Source organism: Sphingopyxis sp. LC81 (assembly GCF_000756375.1).
Classification (GTDB): domain Bacteria; phylum Pseudomonadota; class Alphaproteobacteria; order Sphingomonadales; family Sphingomonadaceae; genus Sphingopyxis.
Genome location: NZ_JNFD01000047.1, coordinates 172265 through 198169, shown reverse-complemented (window position 1 = coordinate 198169; position 25905 = coordinate 172265). Strand labels below are relative to the sequence as shown.

At 65.2% G+C, this 25905-nt stretch carries 23 protein-coding genes and 2 tRNA genes; 10 read left to right on the top strand and 15 right to left on the bottom strand.

The features are described 5' to 3' along the window. Positions 1-70: 70 nt before the first annotated feature. The 4 genes from FG91_RS20685 to FG91_RS20665 form a co-directional block, all read right to left on the bottom strand. Positions 71-994 (bottom strand): hypothetical protein, encoded by a 924-nt coding sequence (locus FG91_RS20685; protein WP_037518964.1) that lies wholly within the window; start codon positions 992-994, stop codon positions 71-73. 593 nt (positions 995-1587) lie between these two features. Beyond that, a complete protein-coding gene (locus tag FG91_RS20675; protein WP_037518959.1) occupies positions 1588-1914 on the bottom strand; it encodes a hypothetical protein in 327 nt (108 codons plus the stop codon). A 531-nt stretch (positions 1915-2445) separates the two neighbouring features. Then, on the bottom strand, positions 2446-4101 hold the full coding sequence (locus FG91_RS20670; RefSeq protein WP_037518957.1) for a site-specific integrase: 1656 nt from the start codon (positions 4099-4101) through the stop codon (positions 2446-2448). A gap of 80 nt (positions 4102-4181) precedes the next feature. Next, positions 4182-4267: transfer RNA gene (locus FG91_RS20665), tRNA-Tyr, on the bottom strand. A 79-nt stretch (positions 4268-4346) separates the two neighbouring features. On the opposite strand from FG91_RS20665, the gene rlmB reads away from it, so the two are divergent. Continuing rightward, complete coding sequence (gene rlmB, locus FG91_RS20660; protein ID WP_037518955.1) at positions 4347-5114, top strand: 23S rRNA (guanosine(2251)-2'-O)-methyltransferase RlmB; 768 nt, start codon at positions 4347-4349, stop codon at positions 5112-5114. 83 nt (positions 5115-5197) lie between these two features. Here rlmB and FG91_RS20655 read toward each other — a convergent pair whose 3' ends face one another. Continuing rightward, the gene (locus FG91_RS20655) at positions 5198-5515 is read right to left on the bottom strand and encodes a 2Fe-2S iron-sulfur cluster-binding protein (protein ID WP_037518953.1); all 318 of its coding nucleotides are present in this window, start codon (positions 5513-5515) and stop codon (positions 5198-5200) included. Between the two features lie 101 nt (positions 5516-5616). Between FG91_RS20655 and FG91_RS20650 the strand changes: the two genes are divergently transcribed. Next, positions 5617-6234 (top strand): DNA-3-methyladenine glycosylase family protein, encoded by a 618-nt coding sequence (locus FG91_RS20650; protein ID WP_037518951.1) that lies wholly within the window; start codon positions 5617-5619, stop codon positions 6232-6234. Between the two features lie 320 nt (positions 6235-6554). Here FG91_RS20650 and tig read toward each other — a convergent pair whose 3' ends face one another. Both tig and FG91_RS20640 read right to left on the bottom strand, forming a co-directional pair. Further along, positions 6555-8168: a trigger factor gene (gene tig / locus FG91_RS20645; protein ID WP_037518949.1), complete on the bottom strand. Its 1614-nt coding sequence runs from the start codon at positions 8166-8168 to the stop codon at positions 6555-6557. A gap of 87 nt (positions 8169-8255) precedes the next feature. Next, positions 8256-8340 (bottom strand) — tRNA-Leu (locus FG91_RS20640). Between the two features lie 166 nt (positions 8341-8506). Between FG91_RS20640 and FG91_RS20635 the strand changes: the two genes are divergently transcribed. From FG91_RS20635 to FG91_RS20625, 3 genes are all read left to right on the top strand, one after another. Continuing rightward, positions 8507-8704 carry a hypothetical protein gene (locus FG91_RS20635; protein ID WP_037518946.1) on the top strand — a complete coding sequence of 66 codons (198 nt, stop codon included), beginning with the start codon at positions 8507-8509 and terminating at the stop codon, positions 8702-8704. 156 nt (positions 8705-8860) lie between these two features. Then, positions 8861-10543, top strand: coding sequence for an amidohydrolase (locus FG91_RS20630; RefSeq protein ID WP_052187990.1), 1683 nt, complete (start codon positions 8861-8863; stop codon positions 10541-10543). Between the two features lie 106 nt (positions 10544-10649). After that, positions 10650-11420 (top strand): hypothetical protein, encoded by a 771-nt coding sequence (locus FG91_RS20625; RefSeq protein WP_152568200.1) that lies wholly within the window; start codon positions 10650-10652, stop codon positions 11418-11420. Here the strand turns inward: FG91_RS20625 and FG91_RS20620 are convergent. The 5 genes from FG91_RS20620 to FG91_RS20600 all read right to left on the bottom strand — a co-directional run bounded on the left by FG91_RS20620 (position 11417) and on the right by FG91_RS20600 (position 17847). Continuing rightward, complete coding sequence (locus tag FG91_RS20620) at positions 11417-12757, bottom strand: amidohydrolase family protein (protein WP_052187989.1); 1341 nt, start codon at positions 12755-12757, stop codon at positions 11417-11419. The genes FG91_RS20625 and FG91_RS20620 overlap by 4 nt on opposite strands. A 2-nt stretch (positions 12758-12759) precedes the next feature. Further along, entirely contained in the window at positions 12760-14226 is a 1467-nt protein-coding gene (gatB, locus tag FG91_RS20615; protein WP_037518941.1) for an Asp-tRNA(Asn)/Glu-tRNA(Gln) amidotransferase subunit GatB, read from the bottom strand. 1 nt (position 14227) lies between these two features. Continuing rightward, positions 14228-15709 carry an Asp-tRNA(Asn)/Glu-tRNA(Gln) amidotransferase subunit GatA gene (gatA, locus tag FG91_RS20610; RefSeq protein ID WP_037518938.1) on the bottom strand — a complete coding sequence of 494 codons (1482 nt, stop codon included), beginning with the start codon at positions 15707-15709 and terminating at the stop codon, positions 14228-14230. Then, positions 15709-16011, bottom strand: a complete 303-nt coding sequence (gatC, locus tag FG91_RS20605) for an Asp-tRNA(Asn)/Glu-tRNA(Gln) amidotransferase subunit GatC (RefSeq protein WP_037518935.1) — start codon at positions 16009-16011, stop codon at positions 15709-15711. The genes gatA and gatC overlap by 1 nt, the downstream gene beginning before the upstream one ends. Before the next feature lie 63 nt (positions 16012-16074). Beyond that, a complete protein-coding gene (locus FG91_RS20600; protein WP_037518932.1) occupies positions 16075-17847 on the bottom strand; it encodes a DUF4153 domain-containing protein in 1773 nt (590 codons plus the stop codon). 179 nt (positions 17848-18026) lie between these two features. Between FG91_RS20600 and FG91_RS20595 the strand changes: the two genes are divergently transcribed. The 5 genes from FG91_RS20595 to FG91_RS20575 all read left to right on the top strand — a co-directional run bounded on the left by FG91_RS20595 (position 18027) and on the right by FG91_RS20575 (position 22479). Beyond that, a complete protein-coding gene (locus tag FG91_RS20595) occupies positions 18027-19316 on the top strand; it encodes a DUF3089 domain-containing protein (RefSeq protein WP_037518929.1) in 1290 nt (429 codons plus the stop codon). Between the two features lie 95 nt (positions 19317-19411). Then, positions 19412-19873, top strand: a complete 462-nt coding sequence (gene ruvX, locus FG91_RS20590) for a Holliday junction resolvase RuvX (protein WP_037518927.1) — start codon at positions 19412-19414, stop codon at positions 19871-19873. After that, the gene (locus FG91_RS20585) at positions 19870-20139 is read left to right on the top strand and encodes a DUF1294 domain-containing protein (protein ID WP_037518925.1); all 270 of its coding nucleotides are present in this window, start codon (positions 19870-19872) and stop codon (positions 20137-20139) included. Before ruvX ends, FG91_RS20585 begins: the two co-directional genes overlap by 4 nt. Positions 20140-20269: 130 nt before the next feature. Further along, entirely contained in the window at positions 20270-21265 is a 996-nt protein-coding gene (locus FG91_RS20580; protein ID WP_037518923.1) for an aspartate carbamoyltransferase catalytic subunit, read from the top strand. Then, complete coding sequence (locus FG91_RS20575; RefSeq protein WP_037518920.1) at positions 21256-22479, top strand: dihydroorotase; 1224 nt, start codon at positions 21256-21258, stop codon at positions 22477-22479. Before FG91_RS20580 ends, FG91_RS20575 begins: the two co-directional genes overlap by 10 nt. A 186-nt stretch (positions 22480-22665) precedes the next feature. Here FG91_RS20575 and FG91_RS20570 read toward each other — a convergent pair whose 3' ends face one another. The 3 genes from FG91_RS20570 to FG91_RS20560 all read right to left on the bottom strand — a co-directional run bounded on the left by FG91_RS20570 (position 22666) and on the right by FG91_RS20560 (position 25901). Beyond that, positions 22666-23592: a transferrin-binding protein-like solute binding protein gene (locus FG91_RS20570; protein WP_037518916.1), complete on the bottom strand. Its 927-nt coding sequence runs from the start codon at positions 23590-23592 to the stop codon at positions 22666-22668. Between the two features lie 201 nt (positions 23593-23793). Next, positions 23794-25185 carry an SPOR domain-containing protein gene (locus tag FG91_RS20565; protein WP_037518913.1) on the bottom strand — a complete coding sequence of 464 codons (1392 nt, stop codon included), beginning with the start codon at positions 25183-25185 and terminating at the stop codon, positions 23794-23796. 20 nt (positions 25186-25205) lie between these two features. Further along, a complete protein-coding gene (locus FG91_RS20560) occupies positions 25206-25901 on the bottom strand; it encodes a hypothetical protein (RefSeq protein ID WP_037518910.1) in 696 nt (231 codons plus the stop codon). Between the last annotated feature and the right edge of the window lie 4 nt (positions 25902-25905).

Sequence of the window (25905 nt, the reverse complement as noted above, 5' to 3'; positions counted from 1 at the left end):
CAGCACATGCTGCACTGCCCACATTCCCGGCCATCAATCACCGGCGCATCTATCACCGCCACCCCCTACGTTATATGCCCTCGCGACACGCGCCTTCTTTGGAGTCGGGCGATTTCGTTGCTGGCAGCTCCCGGGCCGCCGTATTGGAGCTTTTCGATAGCAGCGCTTGAAAGGCCGCGTCGGTTTCGCGTTCCACAATCTTCTTCCTGCGCTTGTGTTCTTCCTCTTCGAGCATCTGGAAAATCACTGCCTTCAACACGGGGAAGAGCGTCAAGCATTCTTCGTCGGCAAGCTCGTGAATGCCCGCGCTCAGAACCGAAAAGACAGCGCTATTCTTTACAACGCGGTCGGGCAGTTCTGCACTCAAAGCCTTGATTTTCTCGTCTACTCTCATTCTGTCGAAGTCTTCTATCGCCGGAGTTCCACCCTCAATCCGCCTATCATGCGCTCGGCGAATCATCCTTTCGAACACCCGGCGGAGGTACACAAACGCCCCGGAGGCCGCATCGTGTGCGAACAATCCGATGGCCTTACCCAGCTCCTTCCTGTCCAATGAATCAAGCGTTCCTTCGATACCATTCAGCTCTCCAAAGGAGATGTCAGCGACCGAAGGAGTTTGGCCGATCTTCGTTAGACGGTCTTTGGATTTCTCGAAGACGTAAATATAAGTTTTCAGGTCTCGCTGACAAACTGAACGGACCGCAAATACCGATGGCGGCTGCGCCAGCGCGTTCCCTCCGCGCAAGCCACCGCCGGAATGCACCACCGGCATCGCCGAAATGATAAACGGCGTCTCTTTCTTGCAACCGATGCAATAGCAATCGAAAGTTCCCACACTGGCGGCTCGAAGCTTCGCCTCAACCAATCGGCCCATGTCATCGTTTATTTCGATCCCGTCATAGAGACCTTTCACCAATAGTAAGTTCTTAGCGGCGAACGCTGCTTTTGCATTGATTTCTCGATGTAGGGCCTCATGATCGGTGTCTTTGGTCATAGACGCGGTAACTAGCATTTTCCCGCAGCCGAGAAAAGCGGGGCGCCTTGCCAATAGTCTGGCCCGTTGTTCACCAGCAATCGAGTCGCTACATCGCCGCAATAGGGAGATATGGGTGCATGATAAGCGAAACAGATGAGGCGCTGCTTGTTGCTCTGAGGAGGGGCAAACATTTCAAAGCCAACCCCGGCGACGCCCTAGAACTATTGACCGCGGCAGGGCTCGAAGTTGATCACGCTGAGGCGCGGTCAAGCGCGCGAAGGTTGGCTGGCGATGGCCTTGCCGCATTCGTACAAGATACAGATCGCCCCGGACGTACATGGCTGCGGATCACAGATGACGGCATCGCATACGCGGACATCCTACTCTCCAAACAACGCAAGAGGACGTGGAGCGAGCGCCTAGCCGCTGTCCCGCGCAGCGATTGGATTGCGCTTGCCGCACTAGTTGTCTCGGCGATTGCGCTGCTTAAGCCTAGTTGACGTCACAAGGAAGAACTTTAACCCCGGCGCTCCGCGCGCCCGGCTTTCGGGCTATCCTCGGTGCGGGGACGCCCTAATATTGATGTCAGAGATTGGTTCGGCGGCGCGGCGCTAACTTCCCTGTTTCCTTCCCGCCCATATCCACTTTGCGGTTGCGTACACGGCCCAAACGAGAGACCAGAAAGCAAGTGCAACCCCGATCGCAATGCCGAAAGCCCACAGGGCGAACATGAAATCGCCCCAAGACGTCCAGCTCAACATATACTCCGACATGCATACAGCCTCATGCGAGGGGCAGAACAGTTTAGCCGTCTTGAGCTGCTCGTCCCTCACACCGGCAATCGCGAAGTAGCCGAATATCGAATAGCCAACGATCCACAGAGAGGTCAGCACCACGGCAAGGCGCTCCCACATTCCAAGCGGCCGCTTGAGCTTCATAGTTCACCCCTTCTGTTGCTGAAATCATAGCGCGATGATGAAGCCAATCCACCCAAAAGGCCCTGCTCGAACACGCGCATCACAACAGTGCAGCAAACCCATTCGATAGCACGGGCGCCCCCGCGAGAAGTGCAAGCCCAACAATCCCGAGCGACAATAGGACAAACAGGACCACAGACGCGAAGGCCAGCCTTGGCGAGCCGCCTTCATTAAACGATCTGACGATTTCCACGAGGGCGGACCACCGGTGCATTGGACAGACTCCCGACATCAAAAACTAGCAATGTTCTGACTATCGGTTGCCTTGCTGGGGCAGAGATTTTGTGAATCAGTTTTTGGAAATATGCAACCATGAACAGAGGCCACTTCCATCCGTTGGTCTGAAATCCGATTCACGCAAACTCTACGTGCCGCCGTTTCCGGCGAAGAGATCAAAATGCAGCTCTAGGATGTGGACGAGGAAGAGGCCGACTCGCTCTCCCTCCCCGCACCGATTCGCGCTCTACGATCTCAAACGGGGCCTTTACGGCGTCATGTTTGACACAGGTGCGAAAGGTCGAGGCCCGGATAGTTGACCTTCGCGAGTGCTTCCGCCTTCTGGCGCGTGGACATGCCGTCGCCATACGCCTTTCCCGACCCCGGCTCGATACGACGCGACAGGGCCGACGAAGTACGCTCGGCAAGCTCCGCCCTCCGAAGCCCGTCCTCAAAGCTATGGCGGAATGAGTGCATCCCGAGCTTGGTCCCTATGAGTTTCAAAGACTTCACGAACGCGCTGAACCGCTCGCCCAGCTTCGCCCCAACCTGCCCCCGCTGGTTCACGGTGCCTTCGGGGAACAACAGGAACTCCTCGGAACCCCGGCGCGCGGCGACATAGTCTAGGAAGCCGAGCTGGAGGAGCTGAGGGTGGATCGGCAACGTAGCCCGCGAGCCTGCGGTTTTCAGCTTCCGCTCGCCATACTCGCGAAGGTGCAAGACCGGAATCCCGTCGTCGGTGCCAATGTCCTCCACGCGGAGGCCCGCCGCCTCCCCGTTCCGCAGGCCGTGGAAAAGGCATAGCAGCGGAACCCAATAGTCCCCGGCCTTCCGCCCATCCGGTGCCCAAGGGGTCCGCCACAGGCCCGAATGAAAGATGGTGGAGAGCTGCTCGTCACTGAACGCCGAACGGCGCTCCGCATCGTTCACCGCGTCATGGACCGAAAGGCCCTCAAAGGGATTGGAGGGCACCCATTGCTCTTTCCGCGCCCAATTAAAGACCGAGGCGATGTGCAGGAGATACCCGTCGTTGATCGTCTTCGGCTGGATCGTCGGCAAGCCAAGCGCCTCCCCCCTTTCGACCGCCTGCGGCACCGTGAGGCCCGCGAGTTCCTTTCGGCGTCCAAGGTTCAACGGCAGGCGCTTCAACAGTTCGACCACGGAGCGCGCATCTTCGCGCGTGATGGTCTTGACGCCGCGACCGGGGAAAACGTCCCGCAGGAGCCGGAAGACCGGGGCCACGCCCTTCTTCGTCGAGCCGCTCCAGCGAGGCCCCTTATCGGCTTCATAGGCCGTCAGGAGTTCCTCTAGGGTCCGGTCGGCCGGATCGGCCCCGGAAGCCTCCGCCTCTACGGGGGCGTTCAGGTTGACGCGGCGCGGCTCGTGAGGTGGCTGCCCCGACAGGCGCGCAACTGCGGCAGCGTGTAGGTCAATGAAGGCGCCCATCAGATGCTCTTGTAGCATCCGCAGCTCGGCGGACTCATCGTCGAGGGCGAGACCGGCATCTTGCGCCAAGGTACGCGCCGTCCGCATCACTATCATGAAGTCGTTTCGGCCTGCCGCCTCCTCCGCTTGCGCCAAGCGGCTCCGCGCGATGTCAAGAAGCTCCCGCTGCTTGAGCTGGTCGATAGGGCGCTTCACAACGAACTGCGGCAGCGTTGAGCGATACCAGCTCGCGGCCATCGCGAGGGCTTGAGGTTCGCTCAGGGTCGTTGCCGGGGCAGCCGCGAGCTTGTCGCGGGCCTCTTGAACCTGTCGCGTGAACGCTGCGACAATCACGGGCAGCAACTGTTCCGCTGCCTTCTTGTCCTCCTCGCCGGTGGACATATTGAACTCACCGGGAAGGATTCTGGCCACGTCAGTCGGCCAACGCTTCCGAACCTGCCACTTCGCCGAGCCTTTTCTGCGGGATAATTTGAACACAGCTTCCATGCCTCCGTGTAGCAACTTTGTGTAGCAACGGAAGGTCAGAAACCTATGTTTTCTAGGGTTTTCATCGCCTTGGGAGGCGGTGGTGGACAGGGCTGGATTCGAACCAGCGTACGGAAACCCGGGCAGATTTACAGTCTGCTGCCTTTAACCACTCGGCCACCTGTCCATTGGGGCCCGCTTTGGGAAGCGGTCCAATGGCGAAACGAGGCTTGCCTGTCAATGCCAGTCATGGGAAAGGCGCGCGCATGAGACAATTTTCCCGTCATCGCCGCCCGCAGGGCCAGAATTCGCGCGGACAAGCCATCCGTTTCTGGGGCCGCCACGCCGTTCTCGCCGCGCTCGCCAACCCCGAACGCACCGTCAAGCGCATCTGGGGCACGCGCGAAGCCTTGGGCCAGCTCGACCTGCCGCCGGTGATTCCGATCAGCTTCGCCGAGGTCACCGATCTCGCGCGACTCGTCGCGCGCGACGCGCCGCATCAGGGACTCGTGATCGAGGTCGACCCGCTCGAGGACGTCTATCTCGGCGACTTGTTGCAGCAGGAGGTCGACAGCGACAGCAAGCGGCCGCTGATCGTGCTCGACCAGGTCACCGACCCGCACAATATCGGCGCGGTGCTGCGCTCGGCCGCTGCTTTCGACGCTGCCGCCATCATCACGCAGGACCGCCACAGCCCGCCCGAAAGCGGCGTCATCGCGCGCTCGGCCTCGGGTGCGCTCGAAATCGTGCCGTGGGTCCGCGTCGTCAACCTGTCGCGCGCGCTGGAAGAGATCGCCGAGGCGCAATATTGGCGCATCGGGCTGATGGGCGACACCGAAACGACGCTCGGATCGACGCTCGACGGCAGCAAGGTCGCGCTGGTGCTCGGTTCCGAAGGCGACGGGATGCGCCACAATGTCATGGAGCATTGCGACGTGCTGGCAAAACTGCCGATCTCGCCGCGGATGGAGAGCCTCAACATCTCGAACGCCGCGGCGATCGCGCTCTATGCGGTGGCGACGGCGCAAAGCTGATCGTCATCCCAGCGAAAGCTGGGATCGCTCACGTTCTGCATGGGCGATAGCGGCCCCAGCCTTCGCTGGGGCGACGATTCGGATCAATCCTCCGCCGCGATCCGCACCTTCAGCCCGTCGAGCGCCTCGCTGAACGGCAGCTGGCACGACAGGCGCGAATTGTCGTCGCGGTCGGTGGTCGAATCGAGCAGGTCGTTCTCGTCCTCGCTCATCGCGGGCAGCTGGTCGGCCGCGCCGGCTTCGACATGGACGTGGCACGTCGCGCACGAGCAGCAGCCGCCGCACAGCGCGAGCAGCTCGTCGAACCCGGCGTCGCGGATATTTTCCATGACCGTCAGGCTGGTGTCGCCCTCGATCTCATGCTCGGTTCCGTCACGCGTCACGACAATCAGCTTGGCCATGCTAGTCCCCATATCTTCGTTGTTGGTGGCGCTATGTCGCGCGTTGCTTGTCAAATCAAGCGTTGCTATTGGCTACCGAAGGAACAAAAGGAGAATATAGGATGGGCCTCAGCCAGCAGCAGCTGAACGCGGGAATCGACGCGCTCGCGGCGCGGGATTCGAACGTCGCGCGCGCGCTCGGCAATGTCGGCTATCCCGAGCCCCGCATCCGTGCGCGCGGCTATGCCACGCTGCTCCGCACCATCGTCGGCCAGCAGGTCAGCGTCGCCGCGGCCAACTCGATCTGGAACAAGCTCGAAGCGCAGTTTGGCGAAGGCTGCCCCGCCGAAACGGTCGCCGCCGCCGACTTCGACACGCTGCGCGCGTGCGGCCTGTCGGGGCAGAAACAAGGCTATGCCAAAAGCCTCGCGCAGCTGATCCTCGACGGCGAGCTCCAGTTCGACGCCCTTCCCGCCGACGACGAGGAAGCGATCGCGCTGCTCACCCGGGTCAAGGGCATCGGCCGCTGGTCGGCCGAAATCTATCTGCTCTTCGCCGAGGGACGCCCCGACATCTGGCCCGCGGGCGACCTCGCGGTACAGGAAGCCGTCGGCCGCATCTTCCAGCTCGGCGCCCGCCCGAGCGAGAAGCAGGCGCGCGAATTGGCGGAGGCCTGGCGCCCGCATCGCGGCGCGGCGGCGATCTTCAGCTGGCATTGTTATAATATGGACGTGATCTGAGGGTGCGGTAACGCGCCCCGCCTTCCCCCTTGATGGGGGAGGATACGCAGCCTTGCCGCGAAGCGGCTAGGCGGAGTTGGCTGGGGGTGAAGGCGCGTCCTTAAACCGAGGTTTGAGACCGAGAGCACACCCCCACCGCTGCGACTAGCCAGCAAGCTGGAAAGTCTCACTGCCTCCCCCATCAAGGGGGAGGATAATGGGCAGCTGAACTGGATTCCCACCTTCGCGGGAATGACGAAAGTTGAAGGTCGCTACGGGCAAAACAAAAAGGCCGGGTGGAGCATCCTCCACCCGGCCTTTTGTTGATCGTCAGCCGAAGCTTATTTCTTCGCCGCAGCCTTCTTGGCCGGAGCCTTGGCGGGCTTGTCTTCGGCGGCCTTCGCCGGAGCAGCCTTCTTCGCCGCAGCAGGCTTTTCTTCCGCCTTCTTGGCCGGAGCATCTTCGGCCTTCTTCGCCGGCGCCTTCTTGGCGGGCGCTTCCTCGGCCTTGGCTTCTTCCTTCACCGCGTCCTTCTTGGCGGCCGGCTTCTTCGCGGCAGCCTTCTTGGCGGGCTTGTGGTCGTGGTCATGGTCATGGCCGCAGCCCGGGCCATGGACGTGGCCGTCGTCGTCGGCTTCGATCGCGGCTTCGATCTCTTCGCGCGTCACTTCGCGGTCGCTGATCTCGGCCTTTTCGAACAGGAAGTCGACGACCTTGTCTTCATAGAGCGGGGCGCGGAGCTGCGCCGCGGCGAGCGCGTCCTGCTGCACATATTCGATGAAGCGCGTGCGATCTTCGGGGCGATACTGCTGCGCCGCCTGTGCGATCAGGCGCGACATTTCCTGGTTCGACACCTGGACGCCATGCGCCTGGCCGATTTCCGAGAGGAGCAGGCCCAGGCGGACGCGGCGCACCGCGATCGCGCGATAATCGTCGCGGTCGTTTTCGAGCTCGGCCTTCGCCGCTTCGGGATCTTCCTCGTGGCTGACTTCATGCTCGAGCTGCTGCCAAATCTGGTTGAACTCGGCCTCGACCATCGTCGGCGGCACGTCGAAGTCGTGCGCGGCGGCGAGCTGGTCGAGCAGCTTGCGCTTCATATAGGTGCGCGTCAGGCCGTTCAGTTCCTGCTCGACCTGATCCTTCATCAGCTCTTTCAGCTTGTCGAGGCTTTCGAGGCCGAGCGTCTTGGCGAACTCGTCGTCGATCTTCGACGCGGCCGGAACCTTCACTTCCTTCACCGTCACGGCGAATTCGGCGGGCTGGCCCTTGAGGTCCGCGACCGGATAGTCATCGGGGAAGCTGACCTTCAGCACCTTTTCGTCGCCGACCTTGACGCCGACGAGCTGGTCTTCAAAGCCCGGGATCAGCTGACCCGAACCGATTTCGACCGCCATGTCCTCGCCCGTGCCGCCGTCGAAGGCGACGCCGTCGACGCTGCCGGCGAAGTCGATGATGACCTGGTCGCCGGTGGCGGCCTTCTTGGTCTTCGGTGCTTCTTCGAAGCGCTTCATCTGCGCGGCGAATTCCTCGATCTTGGCCATCACGGCCTTGTCGTCGGCGGGAACGGTCAGGCGCTCGAGCTTCAGGCCGTCGATCGACGGCGCCTCGATTTCGGGCAGCACTTCGAGGCTGACGGTCAGCTCGGCGTCCTTGCCGGCTTCATAGCCTTCGTCGAGCGCGACGGCGGGCTGCAGCGCGGGGCGAAGCTTTTCCTTCGCCATCAGGTCGCGCACGCCGGCGTCGATCGCCTTGTTGAGCGCGTCGGCCGACAGCGCCGGGCCGTGCATCTTGCGGATCAGGTTCGGCGGAACCTTGCCGGGGCGGAAGCCGGGCATGCGGACGGTCGGGGCGATGCTCTTCACCTCGTCGTCGACGCGCGCGTCGATATCCTTGGCGGTGATGGTCACGCGATATTCGCGCTTCAGGCCTTCGTTCAGCGTTTCGACGGTCTTCATTGCCTTGGTCTTATCCTTGCTCAAAATCTCGTATCGAACCCCGCCAGAGCGGCGGAGTTCCCCATGATCCCGGCCTGCATTGCAGATTGGTGCGGGCGAAGGGACTCGAACCCCCACATCTTGCGATACTGGTACCTAAAACCAGCGCGTCTACCAATTCCGCCACGCCCGCAGGTGTTTTCGGCCGGGTGCACGAAATCGCGCGCTGCCGCGCACGCCCGTGCGGGCCGCGCGGGGCTATAGCAGACGCGTGGCCGAGGGCAAGGGCACAAAGCCCCATATTCCGTGGCCGGAACATGCGCCGCGCCCGTTCGTTGGTTAATCCAAGGAGAAAGACCATGGCCAGCAGCCCCGACCCGCTTCCCAAGCCGAAACCCGACACGATCGAGCCGCAATCGCCCCCCGAAAAGCCGGCCCAGCCGACCCCGCTCGAAGACCCCGCCGGCCAGCCGACCGAAATCCCCGGCAACCCCGGCGGCGGCGACATCGACGAGCCCGGCCGCGGGCCGGATGAGGTGCCGCCGCAGCAGGTTTGACCGCCCCTTCCCTCGTCATTCCCGCGAAGGCGGGAATCCCGCTTTTGCTACATTAGCGGGATTCCCGCCTTCGCGGGAATGACGAAGGTTAGATTGCTCAGGAATACTTGACCTCTCCCCTCACCCTTCGCACGATGCGCTGAAGGGGAGAAAGAAATGAGATTCGCCGCCGCTATCGCACTGATCCTGGCAACCACCGCCGTCGCCACCGCGCAGGAAACCACCCTCTACCGCGGCGGCTCGATCGTCACGATGGACGGCGACACGCCGCAAACCGTCGAAGCCGTCGTCACGCGCGGCGACCGCATCGCCTTCGCGGGCTCCGAGAAGGACGCCCGCAAAGCCGCGGGCAAGGACGCGGCGGTCCGCGATCTCAAGGGCGCCACCCTGCTCCCCGGGTTCATCGACGCGCATTCGCATTTCACCCTTGCGACGATGATGGCGGGCGGACTCGACCTGCGCGATGGCGGGGGGCCGCCGGTAACCGACATCGCGGGCCTGCAAGCCGCGATCCGCGATCATGTCGCCGCGCGCCCGCTCCCCAAGGGCGGCTGGGTCGTCGTCTGGCAATATGACCATGAAGCGCTCGCGGAAAAGCGGCACATCACCCGCGCCGAACTCGACGCGGTGGCCAGCGACCGGCCGATCGTCGTCTTTCACGTCTCGCTGCACGGCGCCGTCGCGAACAGCGCCGCGCTCGCGGCCGCGGGCATCGACGAAAACACGCCCGTTCCGCCCGGCGCGATGATCTTGCGCGACGACGCGGGCAAGCTGAACGGCGTCCTCCTCGAAAAGGCGATGCACCTGCTCTTCGCCAAGCTGCCGCAGCCCAGCGCCGAGCAGAAGCTCGCGGCGCTCGACGCGGCGCAGAACCGCTATTTCGCCGAGGGCTACACCCACGCGCAGGACGGTGCGACGCAGCGCCCCGACATCGCGTTCCTTACCAGCCCCGCGGCGCGCGAACGGCTCAAGATCGACCTCGCGCTGCTCCCCATCTACACCGAACTCGACGCGCTGCTCGCCGGGCCCGACCGCAAGTTCGGCGTCTATCAGGACCATGTGAAATTGCAGGGGATCAAGTTCATCCTCGACGGATCGGTGCAGGCGCGCACCGGCTATTTCACGCGCGACTATGCGCGCGGCAGCCCCGCCGGCGATCATCCCTGGCACGGTCATCCCGGCATGTCGGACGCGGAATTTCTTGCCCTGGCGCGCAAGGCGAACGACCGCGGCTGGCAGCTCTTCGTCCACGCCAATGGCGACGCCGCGATCGACATGGCGATCAAGGGCTTCGACGCGCTCGGCATCAAGGCCGCCGACGACCGCCGCCCGATCGTCATCCATTCGCAGTTCCAGCGCCGCGACCAACTTCCCGCCTACACCCGCATCGGCGTCGGCCCCGCCTATTTCTCGAACCACGCCTGGTATTGGGCCGACGTCCACCGCACCAACTTTCCGGCGGAAGTCGTCGATTTCATCAGTCCGTTCCGCTCGGCGCGCGCCGCGGGCCTCATCGCGTCGAACCACAGCGACTTCAGCGTCACCCCGCTCGACACGCGCTTCATGCTCTGGACGTCGATGGCGCGCGTCTCGCCGACCGGCGTCGTCAGCGGCGCGGGCGAGCGCCTCACCGCCTATGAAGCGCTGCAGGCGCTCACCACCGGCCCCGCGTGGCAGGCGTTCGAGGAGGACCGCAAGGGCCGCATCAAAGCGGGCCTGCTCGCCGATTTCGTGATCCTCGACAAGAACCCGCTGACCACGCCGGTGGACGGCATCAAGGATATTAAGGTACTGGAAACCATCAAGGAAGGCCGTTCGGCCTGGCAGGCAAAGCGCTGATACCGGGTCGCGCAAATCCAGCGTGCCTCCTCAGCGTTTTTCCGCTTTTTGCCCACCGCAAAACTTGATAACCGCCAGCGGACACACCGCAGCAGGAGCCTTCGTCATGCGTCTAACTTTCGCTATCCTTATGCTCGCCCCCGCTGCGCTTCCGGCGGCCGCCCTTGCCCAGTCGGCGCCCGATGTCGCCGACCTCGCCGGTGCCCGCGCCGCGGGCGGCGAGACGCAGTTGTTGGCGCGCGGCTACATCGCGCGCCGCTCGACCACGGTCGGCGAACAACGCTATACCTTCTGGTGGAATCAGCGAACCGGCCGCTGCCTGTCGGTCTCGACCGTCGATGGCCGCTACGGCGCACTAACCGGCGTTCCCGCCGAAAATTGCGACGACACCCCGCCGCGCGAGGCCTACGCGCCGCAGCAGCACAGCTACGAGAGTCCCGCCGAAACCGGCTATCGCGACCCGAACTCGCTCGTGCTCGTCTGTTACGGCGCGGGCACCCGCCCGACCGTCACCAGCAAGCCGACCTACAAATGGAATCCATGGAACCATAAGTGGGAATGGAGCAACGAGGTCAGCAACACCGCGCAGGGCTTCACCAGCGAGGTCCAGATCGAACTCTATGGCGATCAGGGCCGCATCCATCTTGGACCCAAGCTTGTCGCGCCGATCCACAGCGGCGACGACCATGGCTGGTGGGATCTCGACAATCTGGTCGTCACCCCCGACCGCATTACCGCCAGCTACCGCATCAACGGTCTCAACAAGCCGAAACTGACGGTCGATCGCCGCTCGGGCCGCATCACCATTCAGGCGATCACCAACTTCTCGGGCCAGTGCGACAGCGGCGATTGGGGCGCCGGGCAAAGGCGCTTTTAAGGGGCGACGCGCCTCGCTGCGACCTCGTCCAGCATAGCCTTCAGCGCCGCCGCATCGAACCAGCGCCCGTTTGCCATCACGCCAAGCGGCGACCGGAGCGTCCCGGGCTTTTCGAGCGGATTTTCGGCGACGAGCAACAGGTCGGCGCGATAACCCGGCGCCACGACGCCGAACTTCGCCGCGCCCGGCACCGTCTTCGCGATGAACGCGCCCGGCGTGCGCGTCGCCGCCGACAGCACCTGCCACGGCGTCAGCCCGGCGCCGAGCATCGCGTCGATCTCGCCGTGCAGCGCAAAGCCCGGCACCAGCCCCGGAATCGTCGGCGCATCGCCCCCGGTGATCAGCGGCACGCCCGCGTCGGCCATCGCCTTCACGAAGCGCGCCTCGAACGCGACGCGCCGCGACAGGTCGACCGCCTTCTTCTGATAGGATGACCGCGCCCAGTCGATCCGGTCGCCGGGCGACAGGTAACGCGCCTCGGGCGCCGCAAGATAGGCTTTCACGACCTCGGGCTTGCCGAACTGCGCCGCGATCGCCCGATAGGTGAAGAGGTCGGAGATGACGAAAGCGTCATGCGCCTTCACCAGCGCGATCGCATCGGCGATCCGCGCGTCAGCGGGCGGCGCCTGCTGGTCGTCGGCGGGCGGCGCGGGGAAGAAGCCGGTGAAAAATTCCTCGACATGCGCGACCATCGCCTGCCCCGCCGCGAGCTGTTTCGCGAGGCCGACCGCCGCGACATTATGCCCGACGACGCCGATGCGCTGCACCTTCGCCTCATCCGCCAGCGCCGAAAAGGCGTCCGCCGACAGGTTCGTATAGACCTTGATGAAGCTGTAGCCGTTGGCCTTGGCGATCCCGACGATCGCGCGTGCGTCGGCCGGCGTGGCGATCACCAGATGGCCATATTGCGGATTACCGTCGACCGCGAGCGCGGTGAAAATCTGCGGCCCCGGCACCTCGCCCTTGTTCACCGCGATCCGCGTCCGCCCGGCGAAGGCGTTGGTCGCCTCGCCCATGTTGAGCATCGTCGTGACGCCATTGGCCAGCAGCAGCGCCAGATCGTCGCGGCTCGTCACATGATTGTGCATATCGGCGAGGCCGGGCACCAGCCAGGCACCCTTGCCGTCCACCACCGGCGTCCCCGCGGGCAGCTTCGCCATGACACCGATGCTGGCGATCTGGCCGTCGGTGACGATCACCGTCGTGCGCGGAATCACGCGCTCGCGGTCCATCGGCACGACATTGACGTCGGTGAAGACGACCGTCTCGGCGCGCGCGAAGGCAGCACCGGCGATCAGCAGCCAGAGGGTCAGGAGCGCGCGAAGGGCCGCGCGCATCCTCAGCCGAGCGCCTTCTTCAGCAACTCGTTGACGACCTGCGGGTTCGCCTTGCCCTGCATCGCCTTCATCGTCTGCCCGACGAAGAAGCCGAACAGCGCTTCCTTGCCGCCCTTATACTGCTCGACCTTGTCGGCATTGGCGGTCAGGATCTTGGCGATTTCGGCCTCGATCGCGCCGGTGTCGCTCGTCTGTTTCAGCCCGTCGCGCTCGACGATCAGCCCCGCGGCGTCGCCGCTTTCGAGCATCTTTTCGAACACCGCCTTGGCGATCGTCCCCGAAATCGTGCCGTCGGCGACGAGGCCGAGCAGTTCGGCGGCATGCTCGGGCGATACCGGCGAATCCGAAATGTCGCGGCCCATGCGGTTGAGCGCGCCGAACAATTCGCTCGTCACCCAGTTCGCCGCAGCAACGGGCTTCGCGCCCGCATCGAGCAGCGTATCGAACCAGCGCGCCGCCTCGACCTCGGCGGTCAGCACATCGGCGTTATAGGGCGAAATCCCCGCCGCCAGATAGCGCGCACGCTTGGCGTCGGGCAGTTCGGGCAAGGACTCGCGGCACTCGGCCAGAAACGCATCGTCGAGCTCGAGCGGCAACAGATCGGGATCGGGGAAGTAGCGGTAATCATGCGCGTCTTCCTTCGACCGCATCGACCGCGTCTCGTTGCGATCGGGATCGTACAGCCGCGTTTCCTGCACCACGGTGCCGCCGCTTTCGATCAGCTCGACCTGGCGCTTCGCCTCGCCCTCGATCACCGCCATCACGAAGCGCACCGAATTGACGTTCTTCGTCTCGGTGCGCGTCCCGAATTCGTCGCCGGGCTTGCGGACCGACACGTTGACGTCGGCGCGCATCGAGCCCTCTTCCATATTGCCGTCGCACGACCCGACATAGCGCAGGATCGAGCGCAGCTTGCGCACATACGCCCCTGCTTCCGCCGGCGAACGCATGTCGGGGCGCGAGACGATCTCCATCAGCGCGACGCCCGACCGGTTGAGGTCGACGTAGGACATCGTCGGATGCTGGTCGTGCATCAGCTTGCCGGCATCCTGCTCGACATGGATGCGCTCGATCCCGATCACCTTGTCGCCCGGGATTCCGGCCTTTTCATCGGCTGCGATCGTCAGCGAACCTTCGCCGACAAGCGGATGATAAAGCTGCGAAATCTGATAGCCCTGCGGCAGGTCGGCATAGAAATAATTCTTGCGGTCGAACCGCGACCATTTGTTGATCTGCGCCTCGATCGCCATGCCGGTGCGCACCGCCTGGCGGATGCACTCGCGGTTCGGCACCGGCAGCATGCCGGGCATCGCCGCGTCGATCAGCGACACCTGCGTGTTCGGCTCGGCCCCGAACGCCGTCGCGGCGCCCGAGAACAGCTTGGCGTTGGAAGTGACCTGCGCATGGACCTCAAGGCCGATCACGACCTCCCACTCACCGGTTTCGCCCTTGATGCGATAATCGCTCATCTTACCACCACTTTTCGGCGCGCGCGTTGAAGCCCGCCCGCTCTTCAATAGCCAGCCCGGCGTTGAGCACGCCCTGCTCGTCGAACGCCTTGCCGATGATCTGCAGCCCCAGCGGCAGCCCTTCGCGGTTCAGCGCCGCGGGGACCGACATCGCGGGTAGCCCGGCGAGGCTCGCGGGCACCGCGAACACGTCGTTGAGGTACATCGACAGCGGATCGGCGGTCTTTTCGCCCAGCCCGAACGCCGCCGACGGCGCGGTCGGCGCGAGGATCACGTCGCACACCCCGAACGCCTGCTCGAAATCGCGCGCGATCAGCGTCCGCACCTTCTGCGCCTGCGTATAATAGGCGTCGTAGAAGCCCGCCGACAGCACATAGGTGCCGATCATGATGCGGCGCTTGACCTCGGGCCCGAAGCCGTCGGCGCGCGTCGCGGCGTACATGTCCTGCAACCCAGCACCCTGCGGCAGATCGCGCAAACCATAACGCACGCCATCATAACGCGCGAGGTTCGACGACGCCTCTGCGGGCGCGATGATATAATAGGCCGGCAGCGCATACTTCGTGTGCGGCAGGCTGATCTCGACGACCTCGGCCCCCGCATCCTTCAGCATCGCGATGCCCGCATCCCACATCGCGTCGATGTCGGGATCGATGCCGTCAAGCCGATATTCCTTGGGAATACCGACCGTCTTGCCCTTGAGATCACTCGACAAAGCGGCTTCCCAATTGGGCACCGCCATATCGAGGCTCGTCGCGTCCTTCGGATCGAAGCCCGCCATATTTTCGAGCATGATCGCGCAATCCTTGACGTCGCGCGCCATCGGCCCCGCCTGATCGAGCGAGCTCGCGAAGGCCACAATGCCCCAGCGCGAGCAACGGCCATAGGTCGGCTTGATCCCGCTGATCCCCACGAACGCCGCGGGCTGGCGGATCGAGCCGCCGGTGTCGGTTCCCGTCGCCGCGGGGCACAGCCGCGCCGCGATCGCCGACGAAGACCCGCCCGACGAACCGCCCGGCGCGAGCGCGGCATTGCCGCCGTCGTTGCGCTTCCACGGGCTGATGACATTGCCGAAATAGCTCGTCTCGTTCGACGATCCCATCGCGAACTGGTCGAGGTTCAGCTTGCCCAGCATGCCGCAACCCGCATCCCACAGCTTCGCCGACACCGTCGATTCATAGCGCGGCACAAAGCCTTCGAGCATATGGCTCGCCGCCGTTGTCTGGACGCCGTTGGTCGCGAACAGATCCTTCATCCCGATCGGCACGCCCGACAAGGGCTTGAGCGTCCCCGCCGCACGATCGGCATCGGCCGCCTTCGCCGCCGCGAGCGCATGCTCGGGCGTCTCGACGATAAACGCATTCAGCGCCTTCGCGCCCGCGACATTGGCGTTGAACGCCTCGGCGACCTCGACGGCGCTGAAATCGCCCGCGCGGTGCCCGTCGCGGATCTGCGCGACGGTAAGATTCGTAAGATCGGTCATTATTCGATCACCTTGGGAACACCGAAAAAGCCGTGCTGCGGCGCGGGCGCATTCGCCAGCACATCGTCACGGCGGCCGCCGCCGGTCAGCGGGTCGGCGTCGACGACATCGTCGCGCAGCCGCAGATGGTTCGGGATCACCGCGGTCATCGGCTCGACCCCGGTCACATCGACCTCGCCGAGTTGCTCGACCCAGCCCAAGATGCCGTTCAATTCGCCTTCCATCGCGGCGGCTTCGGCATCGCTGATCGCGATGCGCGCCAGCGACGCGATTTTCCTTACTGTTGCCTGATCGATTGACATGATCGCCCTAACTTTAACGAAGCCGCGCCGCTAGCATCCCGCCCCGCGCGCTTCAAGGTGCGGCTACTCGAAAGTGCCGGATTCCGGCACCCCGTCCACCGACAGGCGGCGTTGCTGCACCGTCTCGACCTCGATCCGCGCCTTTGACAGGTCGACCGGCGGCTTTTTGGCCGGCGACGCCTTCGCCCAATCGCCCTGCACCCATTGCCCGGCATCATTCTGCGTCACGAAATCGAAATTGAGCGAATCGCCCGGCTCGTTCTGCCCGAGTACGCCGATCCGCTTGTCGTCGAGCCACACCGCGACGCACGCCTTTGCCCGGCTGCACATGTAACTGCCCGACACGCGCTCGAGCGCCTCGGGTGGCAACGCCCGCTCCGCCGGAACGACGCGCAGCCGCTCGGCAAAGGGCTTGAGCAGGGTCGGACCGTCAGGCCCCGTCAAATCCCAACGATTCTTTGCCGTCAGCGCCGCCTTCGCCGCATCGGCGCGGGCCTTGATGGGCGAACGCTCGAGTTCCTTCAACGCCGCCCGCCCGCTCGGCCCGAAATCGAACGCCATCGCCGCCCAGTCGAATTTCTCGGCCGGCGTCGCTCCGCTTTTCAGCCGCGCCAGCTGATCGCGCGCCGAAATCGCCCCGAAATCGAGGATCGGCAGCGCCAGGAACAGCGCGAGCAACGCCAGCCCGATCGCGAGCTTCTGTTGCATCGGCCGCAGCCAATCGTCGAAATCGCGCCGTCCCTTCACGACCGCCCACACGCCCGCAATGCCATAAGCCAGCGCGATGACCGCAGCGATCACCCCCCAGATGCGCTCGGGGGTCCATCCATATTGGATCACCCGCAAATGCATCGAATAATAGGCGATCCCCGCCAGCGGCAGCACCGCAACCACCAGCACCGGCGCCGCCCAGCGCAGCGCCGGGCTCGTTGCGCGGTCGTCGCTGCCATTGCCGATCACCGCATTGGCGAGCAGCACCGCGAACGCCGCCGCCGCCATCATCACCGCCGCGGTCGAAAAGCCCGAATCCCAAAGCTTCTGCAGCCCCGTCCCCGCGAGCGAGAGCAGGAACAGCACCAACGCCACAGCCAAAACCGGCGCCAGCACCGCCAGCACGATCATCACCAGCCGCTGCAACGTCGCGACGAGCTTGTCGCGCTCGCGCAGCAGGCCGACCGCGCCGCCGAACGCCGCGCCCGCGAGCATCCAGCCGAACCATTCGTCATTGAGCAAGTCGAAGATCAGGTTGATCCCGATCAGCTTGAACATCTGCCCGATCAGCACTGTGAGCAGGAAGGTGATGCCGACGAACGCCAGGCTCGCCGCCCCAATCACCGCATCGGTCCACGCATGGCTGTGCAATCGCGCGTACGGCATCTGCCACAGTTTCCAGAAGCGCCAGTCGGGCGCGACGTCGCGCCGCGTCTGGAACAAAGGCGTCGCGACGAGCACCGCGAGCATCCCCGACCAGAAAGGCCATTCGACGGGGTTACCCTGAATATTATACGCCGCCGTCTGCCACGCGATCAGCCCGAGGATCGCGCCCCAGCCGAGCGCGAACCCCAGCGCCCAATGCCAGCGGCGCAGCTCGACGCCGAGCACGAACACCACCGCCGCCACCGCAACCGCGGTCGCCAGTGCGCTACGCCAGTCGGCCAGCGTGTCGTCATAATGATGGTCGATCAACAGGTGGAACGCCAAGCCCGCGGCAGCGCAGATCGCCGCCATGATCCACGGGCGTAGCGGCCACGGCAGGTCGTTGTCGTCGAGGCGCGCCGAAACGCCCGGCGATCGGGCGGGCGAATCGGGGACGGCGGGTGCGGTCGTGTCGGTCATGCGCTCAGCCTATCGCGTAACCTCATCATCCTGAACTTGTTTCAGGATCCATGGCCCGAGGCCGCGAGTTATGACCATGGATGCTGAAACGAGTTCAGCATGACGAGTTATTTGTAGGCGGGCACAGGAGCGGCTAGAGAGGCCCGAAATCCGTCTCCCCTCCCCCATGGAGCGCCCATTTGGCCCGCAAATTCCTCTACATTATCGCTGCCATCATCCTGCTGATCGTCGCCGCCGGGGTCGTGTACCAGCTCTTCCCGGGCTGGATCGCGCGCACCGCCTTCGTCCCCAGCACCGAATTCAAGCCGCAAGCGGCCGTCGCGCCGAACGCCTATGAAGACCCCAAAATGTGGTTCGCACGCCCGGGCATGGAAAACGACCCGTCGGCATGGCGCCCCGCCGCCGACGGCAGCGAAACCCCCGGCACCGAGCTTCCCGGCGAAAAATCCGCCACGCCGCTGATCCCGCCCGCAAAGGCCGCCGAGGCTGCAACCGAAGCCCCCTTCCCCAAGGGCGACGCCGCGGTCTTCTTCGTCCACCCGACAAGCTATTACAGCCGCTCGAGCTGGAACGCACCGCTCGAGGATCGCGATTCCGACCACCGCGCCAACCTGTTCGTACAGGGCATGGCGAGCGCCTTTGCCGACGCGGGCGAAATCTGGGCGCCGCGCTATCGTCAGGCGACGCTCGGCGCTTTCCTGGCGCAGGACCGCGTCACCGCGGGCAAAGCGATCGATTCGGCCTATCGCGATGTCGAGGAGGCGTTCGACGCCTTCCTCGCCGCGCAGCCGAAGAACAAGCCGATCATCCTCGCGGGCCACAGCCAGGGCGCGCTGCACCTCACCACATTGCTCAAAAACAAGATCGCCGGCACCCCGCTCGCCAAGCGCATCGTCGCGGCATACGTCATCGGCTGGCCGGTCAGCCTCGACACCGACATCGCCGGGCTCGGCCTGCCCGCATGCCAGACCCCCGAGCAAAAGGGCTGCATCATCGGCTGGGCGAGTTTCGCTGAGCCCGCCGATCCCGCGATGGTCACCGGCGCCTATGACGGCACGATCGGTTTCGACGGCCGCCCGCGCGCCGAAACGCGAATGCTCTGCACCAATCCGCTCACCGGCATCCCCGACACCGAGGCGCCGCCCGAGGCGAATATCGGGACGCTCAAGCCAACCGAAGGCTTCAAGTCGGGATCGCTGATCGCGGGCAAGATCGGCGCCAAATGCGACGACACGCGCGGTTTCCTGATGATCGGCGATGCCGATATCGCCAAAAATTACGTCGTCGCGGGCTATGTGCTCCCCGGCAACAATTACCACGTCTACGACATCACCCTCTTCTGGGCGAACGTCCGCGCCGACGCGCTCCGCCGCCTCGCGACCTATCAGGGCAAGCCCTCGCCGGTGCCGCCGGCCGCGACGCCGGTTACGCCGCCGGCGCCTCCGGCGACTCCCGCGGCCAAATCCTAATCCGTTCGCATCGAGCGAAGTCGAGATGCCCATCGGGGGTCCATGCCTTCACGGTGTCTCGACTTCGCTCGACACGAACGGGTAGAGAGGCGGTGATGATCACCCCCGCCGCCCCCGATTTCGCCGCCCACTTCCCGACCGGCGGCCGCATGATGGGGCTCGACGTCGGCACCAAGACGATCGGCGTCGCCTTCTGCGACACGAACTGGAGCTTCGCGACCCCCGACAAGACGATCATCCGCAAGAAATTCTCGGTCGATCTCGAAACGCTAAAAGCCCTCATCGCACAGCATAATATCGTCGGCCTCGTCGTCGGCCTGCCGCTCAACATGGACGGCACCGACAGCCCGCGCACCCAAAGCACCCGCGCCTTCGCGCGCAACCTTGCGCCGCTCGGCCTTCCCTTGCTGCTCTGGGACGAACGCTGGTCGACCGCCGCGGTCGAGCGCGCGATGATCGCCGCCGACGTCAGCCGCGCCAAACGGGCGGAGCGCGTCGACAGCGCCGCGGCGGCGTTCATCCTGCAGGGCGCGATCGACGCGATGACGCGCGGTTGACCGCATATATCCTCTATTGGCTGATCGCCGCGAACCTGATCGCGTTCGTGCTCATGATTCTCGACAAGAAATTCGCCGAAAGCGGCGCGCGGCGCATTTCCGAAACCACCCTCCTCGGCTGGTCGCTGCTCGGCGGCGCACCCGGCACCTTCGCCGCCTCGCGCTTCGTCCGGCACAAGACGCGCAAGCAGCCTTTCGCGGCGCGGATGATCGCGATCCTGATCCTCGAACTCGTCCTGCTCGCGCTCTGGGCGCTCAATAAATAGCCGTGGCCCCCGCGAAGGCGGGGGCCGCTGTCGGCCTTGCGCTACCTCTCCAGCGGCCCCCGCCTTCGCGGGGGCCACGGCCGATCTTTACTTGCTAGAATCACCCTCGGCCCCTAAACGCTCGGCTTTAATGACAAGCTCCACACTCCGACCCGCCAGCGACTATCCGCCCGGCGGCGATGCCTTTCGCCATCGCCACCTGATCGGCATCGCCCAGCTCACCCCGTGGGAAATTTCCTACGTCCTCGACGCCGCCGAGCAATGGGTCGACCTGAACCGCAGCGGCGCCGCCAAGCATGATGACCGGCTCGCGGGCCTCACGATCATCAACGCCTTTTTCGAAAATTCGACGCGCACGCTCCTTTCGTTCGAAATCGCGGGCAAGCGCCTCGGCGCCGACGTCGTCAACATGCACGCCGCGCAGTCGAGCGTGAAGAAGGGCGAAACGCTGATCGACACCGCGATGACGCTGAACGCGATGCGCGCCGACGCGATGGTGATCCGTCACGGCAGCTCGGGCGCGGTTCAGCTTATCGCCGATAAGGTCGACTGCCCCGTGCTCAACGCGGGCGACGGCCGCCACGAGCATCCGACGCAGGCCTTGCTCGACGCGCTCACCATCCGCCGCCGCCTCGGCCGCGTCGAGGGCCTCACCATTGCCATCTGCGGCGACGTCCTCCACAGCCGCGTCGCGCGCTCGAACATCCTCGCGCTCACCCTGCTCGGCAACGAAGTGCGCGTCGTCGCCCCGCCGACGCTCACCCCGCCCGCGATCGAGCGCATGCATGTGACGACCTTCACCGACATGGACGAGGGCATCAAGGACGCCGACGTCGTGATGATGCTCCGCCTCCAGAATGAACGCATGGACGGCGCCTACCTCCCCAGCGCGCGCGAATATCACGCGCTCTACGGCCTCACCGAGAAACGCCTCGAGAAAGCGAAACCCGATGCGATCGTCATGCACCCCGGCCCGATGAACCGCGGGGTCGAAATCGACAGCAATGTCGCCGACGATCCCGTCCGCTCGACGATCACCGAACAGGTCGAAATGGGGGTCGCCGTGCGCATGGCGTGCCTCGACATATTGACCCGCCGCAAGCGGGGAGTCGTCGGATGGAACTAAAGCCGCTCTACATCGCGAACGCCTTGCTGGTCGACGGCGACACGCCCCGCCCGGGCAGCCTGCTCGTCGTCGATGGCCGCATCGCCGCGCTCGATCCCACCGAAATCCCCGAAGGCACCGAGACCATCAACGCGAAGGGCCAATGGCTCGCCCCCGGCATCATCGACCTCGGCGTCTTCGCGACCGACAAGCCCGCCTTCCACTTCGGCGGCATCACGCGCGCCGCGCTGATGCCCGACAACGGCCCGCTCGACGGCGCAGGGCTGGTCGAACGCGCCGCCAAGGGCGGCAAGCCCGACCTTTGGGTCCACCCGCTCGCCGCCGCGACCAAGGGCCTCGCGGGCACCGAACTCGCCGAAATCGGCCTGATGAAACAGGCGGGCGCGCGCGCGATCGCCACCGGCCGCGCGCGCATCGCCGACAGCGGCGTGATGCGCCGCGTGCTCGCTTACGCCGCCTCGCTCGGGCTCGTCACGATCATCCATGCCGAGGACGAGGGTCTCACCGCCGGCGCGGTCGCGACCGACGGCGAGATGGCGACGCGCCTCGGCCTCGCCTCCGCCCCCGCCATTGCGGAGGCGATCGCGATCGCGCGCGATCTCGCGCTCGTCGAGGAAACCGGCGCCCCCGTCCATTTCCGCCAGGTCACCACCGCACGCGGACTCGACCTGATCCGCGCCGCGAAGGCGAAGGGGCTGCCCGTCCTCTGCGGCATCACCCCCGCGCATCTGTTGCTCTCCGACACCGCGATCGGCGATTTCCGCACCTTCGCGCGCCTGTCGCCGCCGCTCCGCAGCGAGGAAGATCGTCACGCGTGCCTCGCGGCGATCGCCGACGGCACGATCGACATCCTCGCCTCGGGTCACGACCCGCGCGGCCCCGAGGACAAGCGCCTGCCCTTCGCCGAAGCTTTGCCCGGCATGGCGGGCGCCGAAACCCTGCTCGCGCTTGGCCTGAACCTCGTCCGCGACGGCCATGTCTCGCCCGGCCGCCTGTTCGAACTGCTCGCGGGCACCCCCGCGTGCCTGCTCGGCGTCGACGCCGGTACACTCGCGGTCGGCAAGGAAGCCGACCTCATCCTCGTCGACGAGGGCACGCCGTGGCAGGTCGACGCCAAGAAGATGGCGGCGTGGGCCGGCAACACCCCCTTCGACGGCATGCCGGTCCAGGGCCGCGCGACGATGATGTGGAAGGGCGGGTTGCGGATACGCTGAAGTCCGCGGCAACCAGTGGGCTTCAATCGGGCAATGCCCCTTGCGAGCCCGCCCCCCTCGGACCACCCCCGATGGATGGCCGATTCGCCGTCGTCCGGCTCGCGCGGCTGCCTGCGCCGGGCAAGTAGACTATGAAAAGCGCCGGGCAGAACGGGCTCGGGCAAAAAGGATCACCGCCCGGAACGATCAGTTCTTCTTGCCAACCACGATGCCCGCGCCGGCGCCGCTTCCCCCCGTGTTGTCCCTGATCAGGAAGGTTCCACCGAGTTCGGCGGCGCCGGGGCCATAGAAATAGCCCGCGACACTGCTACCATAAGGGCGGCTGAACTCGGTCGAGGCGTTGAACTGGTTGCCGATGGCGATCGACCCGGTCATCGTGTGCGACCCTAGGCTTTTCGTGCCGCCGGTGACGACATTCTGGCCGACCGGATCCATCGAAAAGGCGATCGTGCCCGCCCCGAAATTGGCGGAGAAGCTGCTCGGACCCGAAACCGAATAGACGCCGGTCGCGTCGGCGTACTGGCCGTCGATCCGTGTGCGATAATTGACCGATCCGGTCCGCGGCATGTCGCTCGCCGCCGTCTGGACGCCATAGGTGAAAAAGGCGGTCGCAACATCGACGGTCGCGCCATTGTCGGTGATCGTCTGCAACGCGCCATAGCTGGCATAGGTGAGCGCCAGCTCGGTGTTGGCCGGACCGGGATTGAATAGCGCCAGATTTTCCTGCCGGTTGCCGCTGACCTTCTCATAGGCGGTGATGACCGCGCCGCTCGACGCGGCGTCCCGGTTGGCCGGACCAAAGGTCGACGACGGATAGGTCGTGCCAGCCAGAAGATAGGTTTTGTTCACCGCGTCATAGCGGATTTGCGCGCCCAGATTTTCGCGCGGATCGCGCACCGTCGCACCGCCGGTCGCCCGCGAAACATTGTAGCGGATGATCGCCGCGCGGCCGATGAAATCCTCGCTATACTGCAAGTTCACGAGCGAACTGTTGGCGTTTGCGCTCGGTGGCGGCGAAGTCGAATTGACGCCGCCACCCCCGCCGCCACCGCCACCGCAAGCGGACAACAGGGCGCAGCCGAGGCTGATAGCGGCAAAGCGTTGGTAATGCATGGAATCCCCCTGAGAATTCCAACCTTCTTGCCATCCACCATCGCATCGTCAAGACGAATACAGAAAATAACGAAGATAATGACGCGGATATATTCGATGAATATTGAATAAGCGCCGACGCAACGGCAAATCGCGGCGACCCCAAACAAAAGAGGCGCGGCCTCGCGGCCACGCCCCTCCCCCTTATCCGGGTAAAGTCTTTTAGCGCGAAGCGAGCCGCATCGCGCCGGCCTTCGACGCCCACTGGATCGCCTCGCCGCCGCCCATCGCACGGATGAAGCAGGTCTGGCCCTGCGCCTTCAACTGGTTGCACAGGCTCGCCGCGTCGGCGCGCGTCGCGAGGCCGTTCACCGTCAGGCGATAGAAATTGCGGCCGTTCACCGTCGCGGCATGGCTCGACGCCGGGAAGTTCGCGAGAACGCCGTTGCGTTTTTTCAGGCTGCCCCATTTTTCCCTGGCGATGCCGAGGCTGTCATAGGCGCCCAGCTGCACCGCCCAGCCGCTCGGCTTTTTCGCATCGAAACCCATCGCCTTCGGGATCAGCACCGTCGCAAGCTCGATCGCCTGCTGCTGTGCGGGACGGACACGCCCCTCACCCGCCACGCGCGGCGCGGCGCGATAGGGCGCGGCATCGGCGAGGATCACCTCGCCCGCGGGTTTCGGCTGCGGCAATTCGGTCACCGGCACGACGCCATCGGCGGTGCGCGTGGGCATCGGCAGTTCGACGCTGCGGATCGCGCCGCCTGCATCCGCAAGGACCGGCGGCGGCGGCGCATAGTCGGCGACCGGCGCCGGATCGGCGCTCGCGAGCTGGACTGCCGGCTCGGCCGCGGCCATTTGCGGGGCGCCAAAATTGCTCAGCGCGAGCTGGACCGGCATGCCGGCATCCTGCCGCGCCTTCGTCCCGATCAGGCTCGCGACGCGCATCTGCGCATCGGGCTGTTCGGCCAGCTTCGACCATTCGGCCATCCGCCCTTCGAGCTTGGCGATCGACAGATCCTGCGAAGCGAGAATGCGCGCCTGTGCCCAGCGGCCCGACAGCGCGAACGCCAGCGCCAAATTCTGCCGCGTCCGCGCGTCGGCGCCTTCGGCCCGCGCGGCTTCGCTCAACACATAGATCGCGCCTTCATTGTCTCCCGCGAGCGCCAGCGCCAGCCCGAGGTCCGAAGCCGGCACCGCCGCGCGATGCTGTGTCAGCAGCGCCACGGCATCGGCATTCTTGTTCTGCGCGATTTGCGCGAGCGCCAGCGAAAGCACCGTATTGCCGTCGTTCGCGCCGAGTTCGATCGCCTCGGTCAGCGCCGCGGTCGCCGATGCAAAGCGCCCGTCGTTGAGATACGCCTGTCCCAGCAACGCGCGATAATTTGCATCGCGCGGGCTGCCGGCAACCGCGGCTTCGGCCAGGCCGACCGCCTTGCTGGCTTTCCCGGCTTCGAGCGCGACGCGCGCATCGCTCGCCGATTTGGCGGCGATCGCGGGCTTGCCGGCGGCGCGCGCTGGCGCGTCGGCCATCTTGCCCATGCCGCTGCATCCGGTGGCCACGCTCAGGACAAAACCCGAAACGGCCAGGTTCATCAGCATCTTGCGGTTCATGACGGGTCCCCCTTTTTTCTTCAGCGCGCCACGCGGCGCGCCGGGCGTGCGGCCGGCAGGCGGCTCGCCATTGCGTCGATTTCGGGCAGCGAAGACAGATATTCGTCGAGCAGGTCGGTCAGGATCACCTGCGACGACCGGTTTGTCACCGCGCTCGCGAGGCGGAGGCGCAGATGGCGCTCGGCGTCGAGACGCAGCGTGAACGCCGCCTTCTCGCGGGCCCGCAATGCACGCGGCGCCTTTTCCTTCTTCGGTGCGGGCGCCGGACGCGCTTCGACCTTGCGCGCCACCGCGGCGACGCGCTCGATCAGCGATTCCTGCTGGCGGACGATTTCGGGAACTTCGGGGGCTTCGGCCTCATACTGGTCGACGCCATAATCCTCGGTCAGCCCGGTGAATTCGCCGGTATATTCGGCCGAAAATTCCGGCGTCAGCTCGTGACCGACGCTGTCGTCGACCGCATGTTCGGCCTCGACATTATGCGCCAGCACCGATCCGGTGAGCAGCGGCTTCAGATCGACCAGACGCGTGGGTTCGGCCGACTGGTCGGGATCGACATCATATCCCATGTCGTTCCAGCCGAGGTCATCGTAACCGCCGCTGTTCATCGTTGCGGGGCCGCTACCGAGCGGCTGGCGGCGCATGGCGGGACGCGCTCCACCCTTGCGGGCAAGGAGTCCGGCGCTCAGCGATGCGAGAGGTTTTGGTTCGCCCATGATT

What these genes read in the sequence shown, in the direction of transcription:
- FG91_RS20630 (WP_052187990.1), top strand. Translation starts at nt 8,861, where the DNA reads ATGAGATTCGCCGCCGCTATCGCACTGATCCTGGCAACCACCGCCGTC.
- FG91_RS20565 (WP_037518913.1), bottom strand. Translation starts at nt 25,185, where the DNA reads ATGAACCGCAAGATGCTGATGAACCTGGCCGTTTCGGGTTTTGTCCTG.
- gatB (WP_037518941.1), bottom strand. Translation starts at nt 14,226, where the DNA reads ATGAGCGATTATCGCATCAAGGGCGAAACCGGTGAGTGGGAGGTCGTG.
- FG91_RS20570 (WP_037518916.1), bottom strand. Translation starts at nt 23,592, where the DNA reads ATGCATTACCAACGCTTTGCCGCTATCAGCCTCGGCTGCGCCCTGTTG.
- FG91_RS20625 (WP_152568200.1), top strand. Translation starts at nt 10,650, where the DNA reads ATGCGTCTAACTTTCGCTATCCTTATGCTCGCCCCCGCTGCGCTTCCG.
- ruvX (WP_037518927.1), top strand. Translation starts at nt 19,412, where the DNA reads ATGATCACCCCCGCCGCCCCCGATTTCGCCGCCCACTTCCCGACCGGC.
- FG91_RS20655 (WP_037518953.1), bottom strand. Translation starts at nt 5,515, where the DNA reads ATGGCCAAGCTGATTGTCGTGACGCGTGACGGAACCGAGCATGAGATC.
- FG91_RS20670 (WP_037518957.1), bottom strand. Translation starts at nt 4,101, where the DNA reads ATGGAAGCTGTGTTCAAATTATCCCGCAGAAAAGGCTCGGCGAAGTGG.
- FG91_RS20685 (WP_037518964.1), bottom strand. Translation starts at nt 994, where the DNA reads ATGACCAAAGACACCGATCATGAGGCCCTACATCGAGAAATCAATGCA.
- FG91_RS20600 (WP_037518932.1), bottom strand. Translation starts at nt 17,847, where the DNA reads ATGACCGACACGACCGCACCCGCCGTCCCCGATTCGCCCGCCCGATCG.
- tig (WP_037518949.1), bottom strand. Translation starts at nt 8,168, where the DNA reads ATGAAGACCGTCGAAACGCTGAACGAAGGCCTGAAGCGCGAATATCGC.
- FG91_RS20575 (WP_037518920.1), top strand. Translation starts at nt 21,256, where the DNA reads ATGGAACTAAAGCCGCTCTACATCGCGAACGCCTTGCTGGTCGACGGC.
- rlmB (WP_037518955.1), top strand. Translation starts at nt 4,347, where the DNA reads ATGAGACAATTTTCCCGTCATCGCCGCCCGCAGGGCCAGAATTCGCGC.
- gatA (WP_037518938.1), bottom strand. Translation starts at nt 15,709, where the DNA reads ATGACCGATCTTACGAATCTTACCGTCGCGCAGATCCGCGACGGGCAC.
- FG91_RS20620 (WP_052187989.1), bottom strand. Translation starts at nt 12,757, where the DNA reads ATGCGCGCGGCCCTTCGCGCGCTCCTGACCCTCTGGCTGCTGATCGCC.
- FG91_RS20560 (WP_037518910.1), bottom strand. Translation starts at nt 25,901, where the DNA reads ATGGGCGAACCAAAACCTCTCGCATCGCTGAGCGCCGGACTCCTTGCC.
- FG91_RS20650 (WP_037518951.1), top strand. Translation starts at nt 5,617, where the DNA reads ATGGGCCTCAGCCAGCAGCAGCTGAACGCGGGAATCGACGCGCTCGCG.
- gatC (WP_037518935.1), bottom strand. Translation starts at nt 16,011, where the DNA reads ATGTCAATCGATCAGGCAACAGTAAGGAAAATCGCGTCGCTGGCGCGC.
- FG91_RS20580 (WP_037518923.1), top strand. Translation starts at nt 20,270, where the DNA reads ATGACAAGCTCCACACTCCGACCCGCCAGCGACTATCCGCCCGGCGGC.
- FG91_RS20635 (WP_037518946.1), top strand. Translation starts at nt 8,507, where the DNA reads ATGGCCAGCAGCCCCGACCCGCTTCCCAAGCCGAAACCCGACACGATC.
- FG91_RS20675 (WP_037518959.1), bottom strand. Translation starts at nt 1,914, where the DNA reads ATGAAGCTCAAGCGGCCGCTTGGAATGTGGGAGCGCCTTGCCGTGGTG.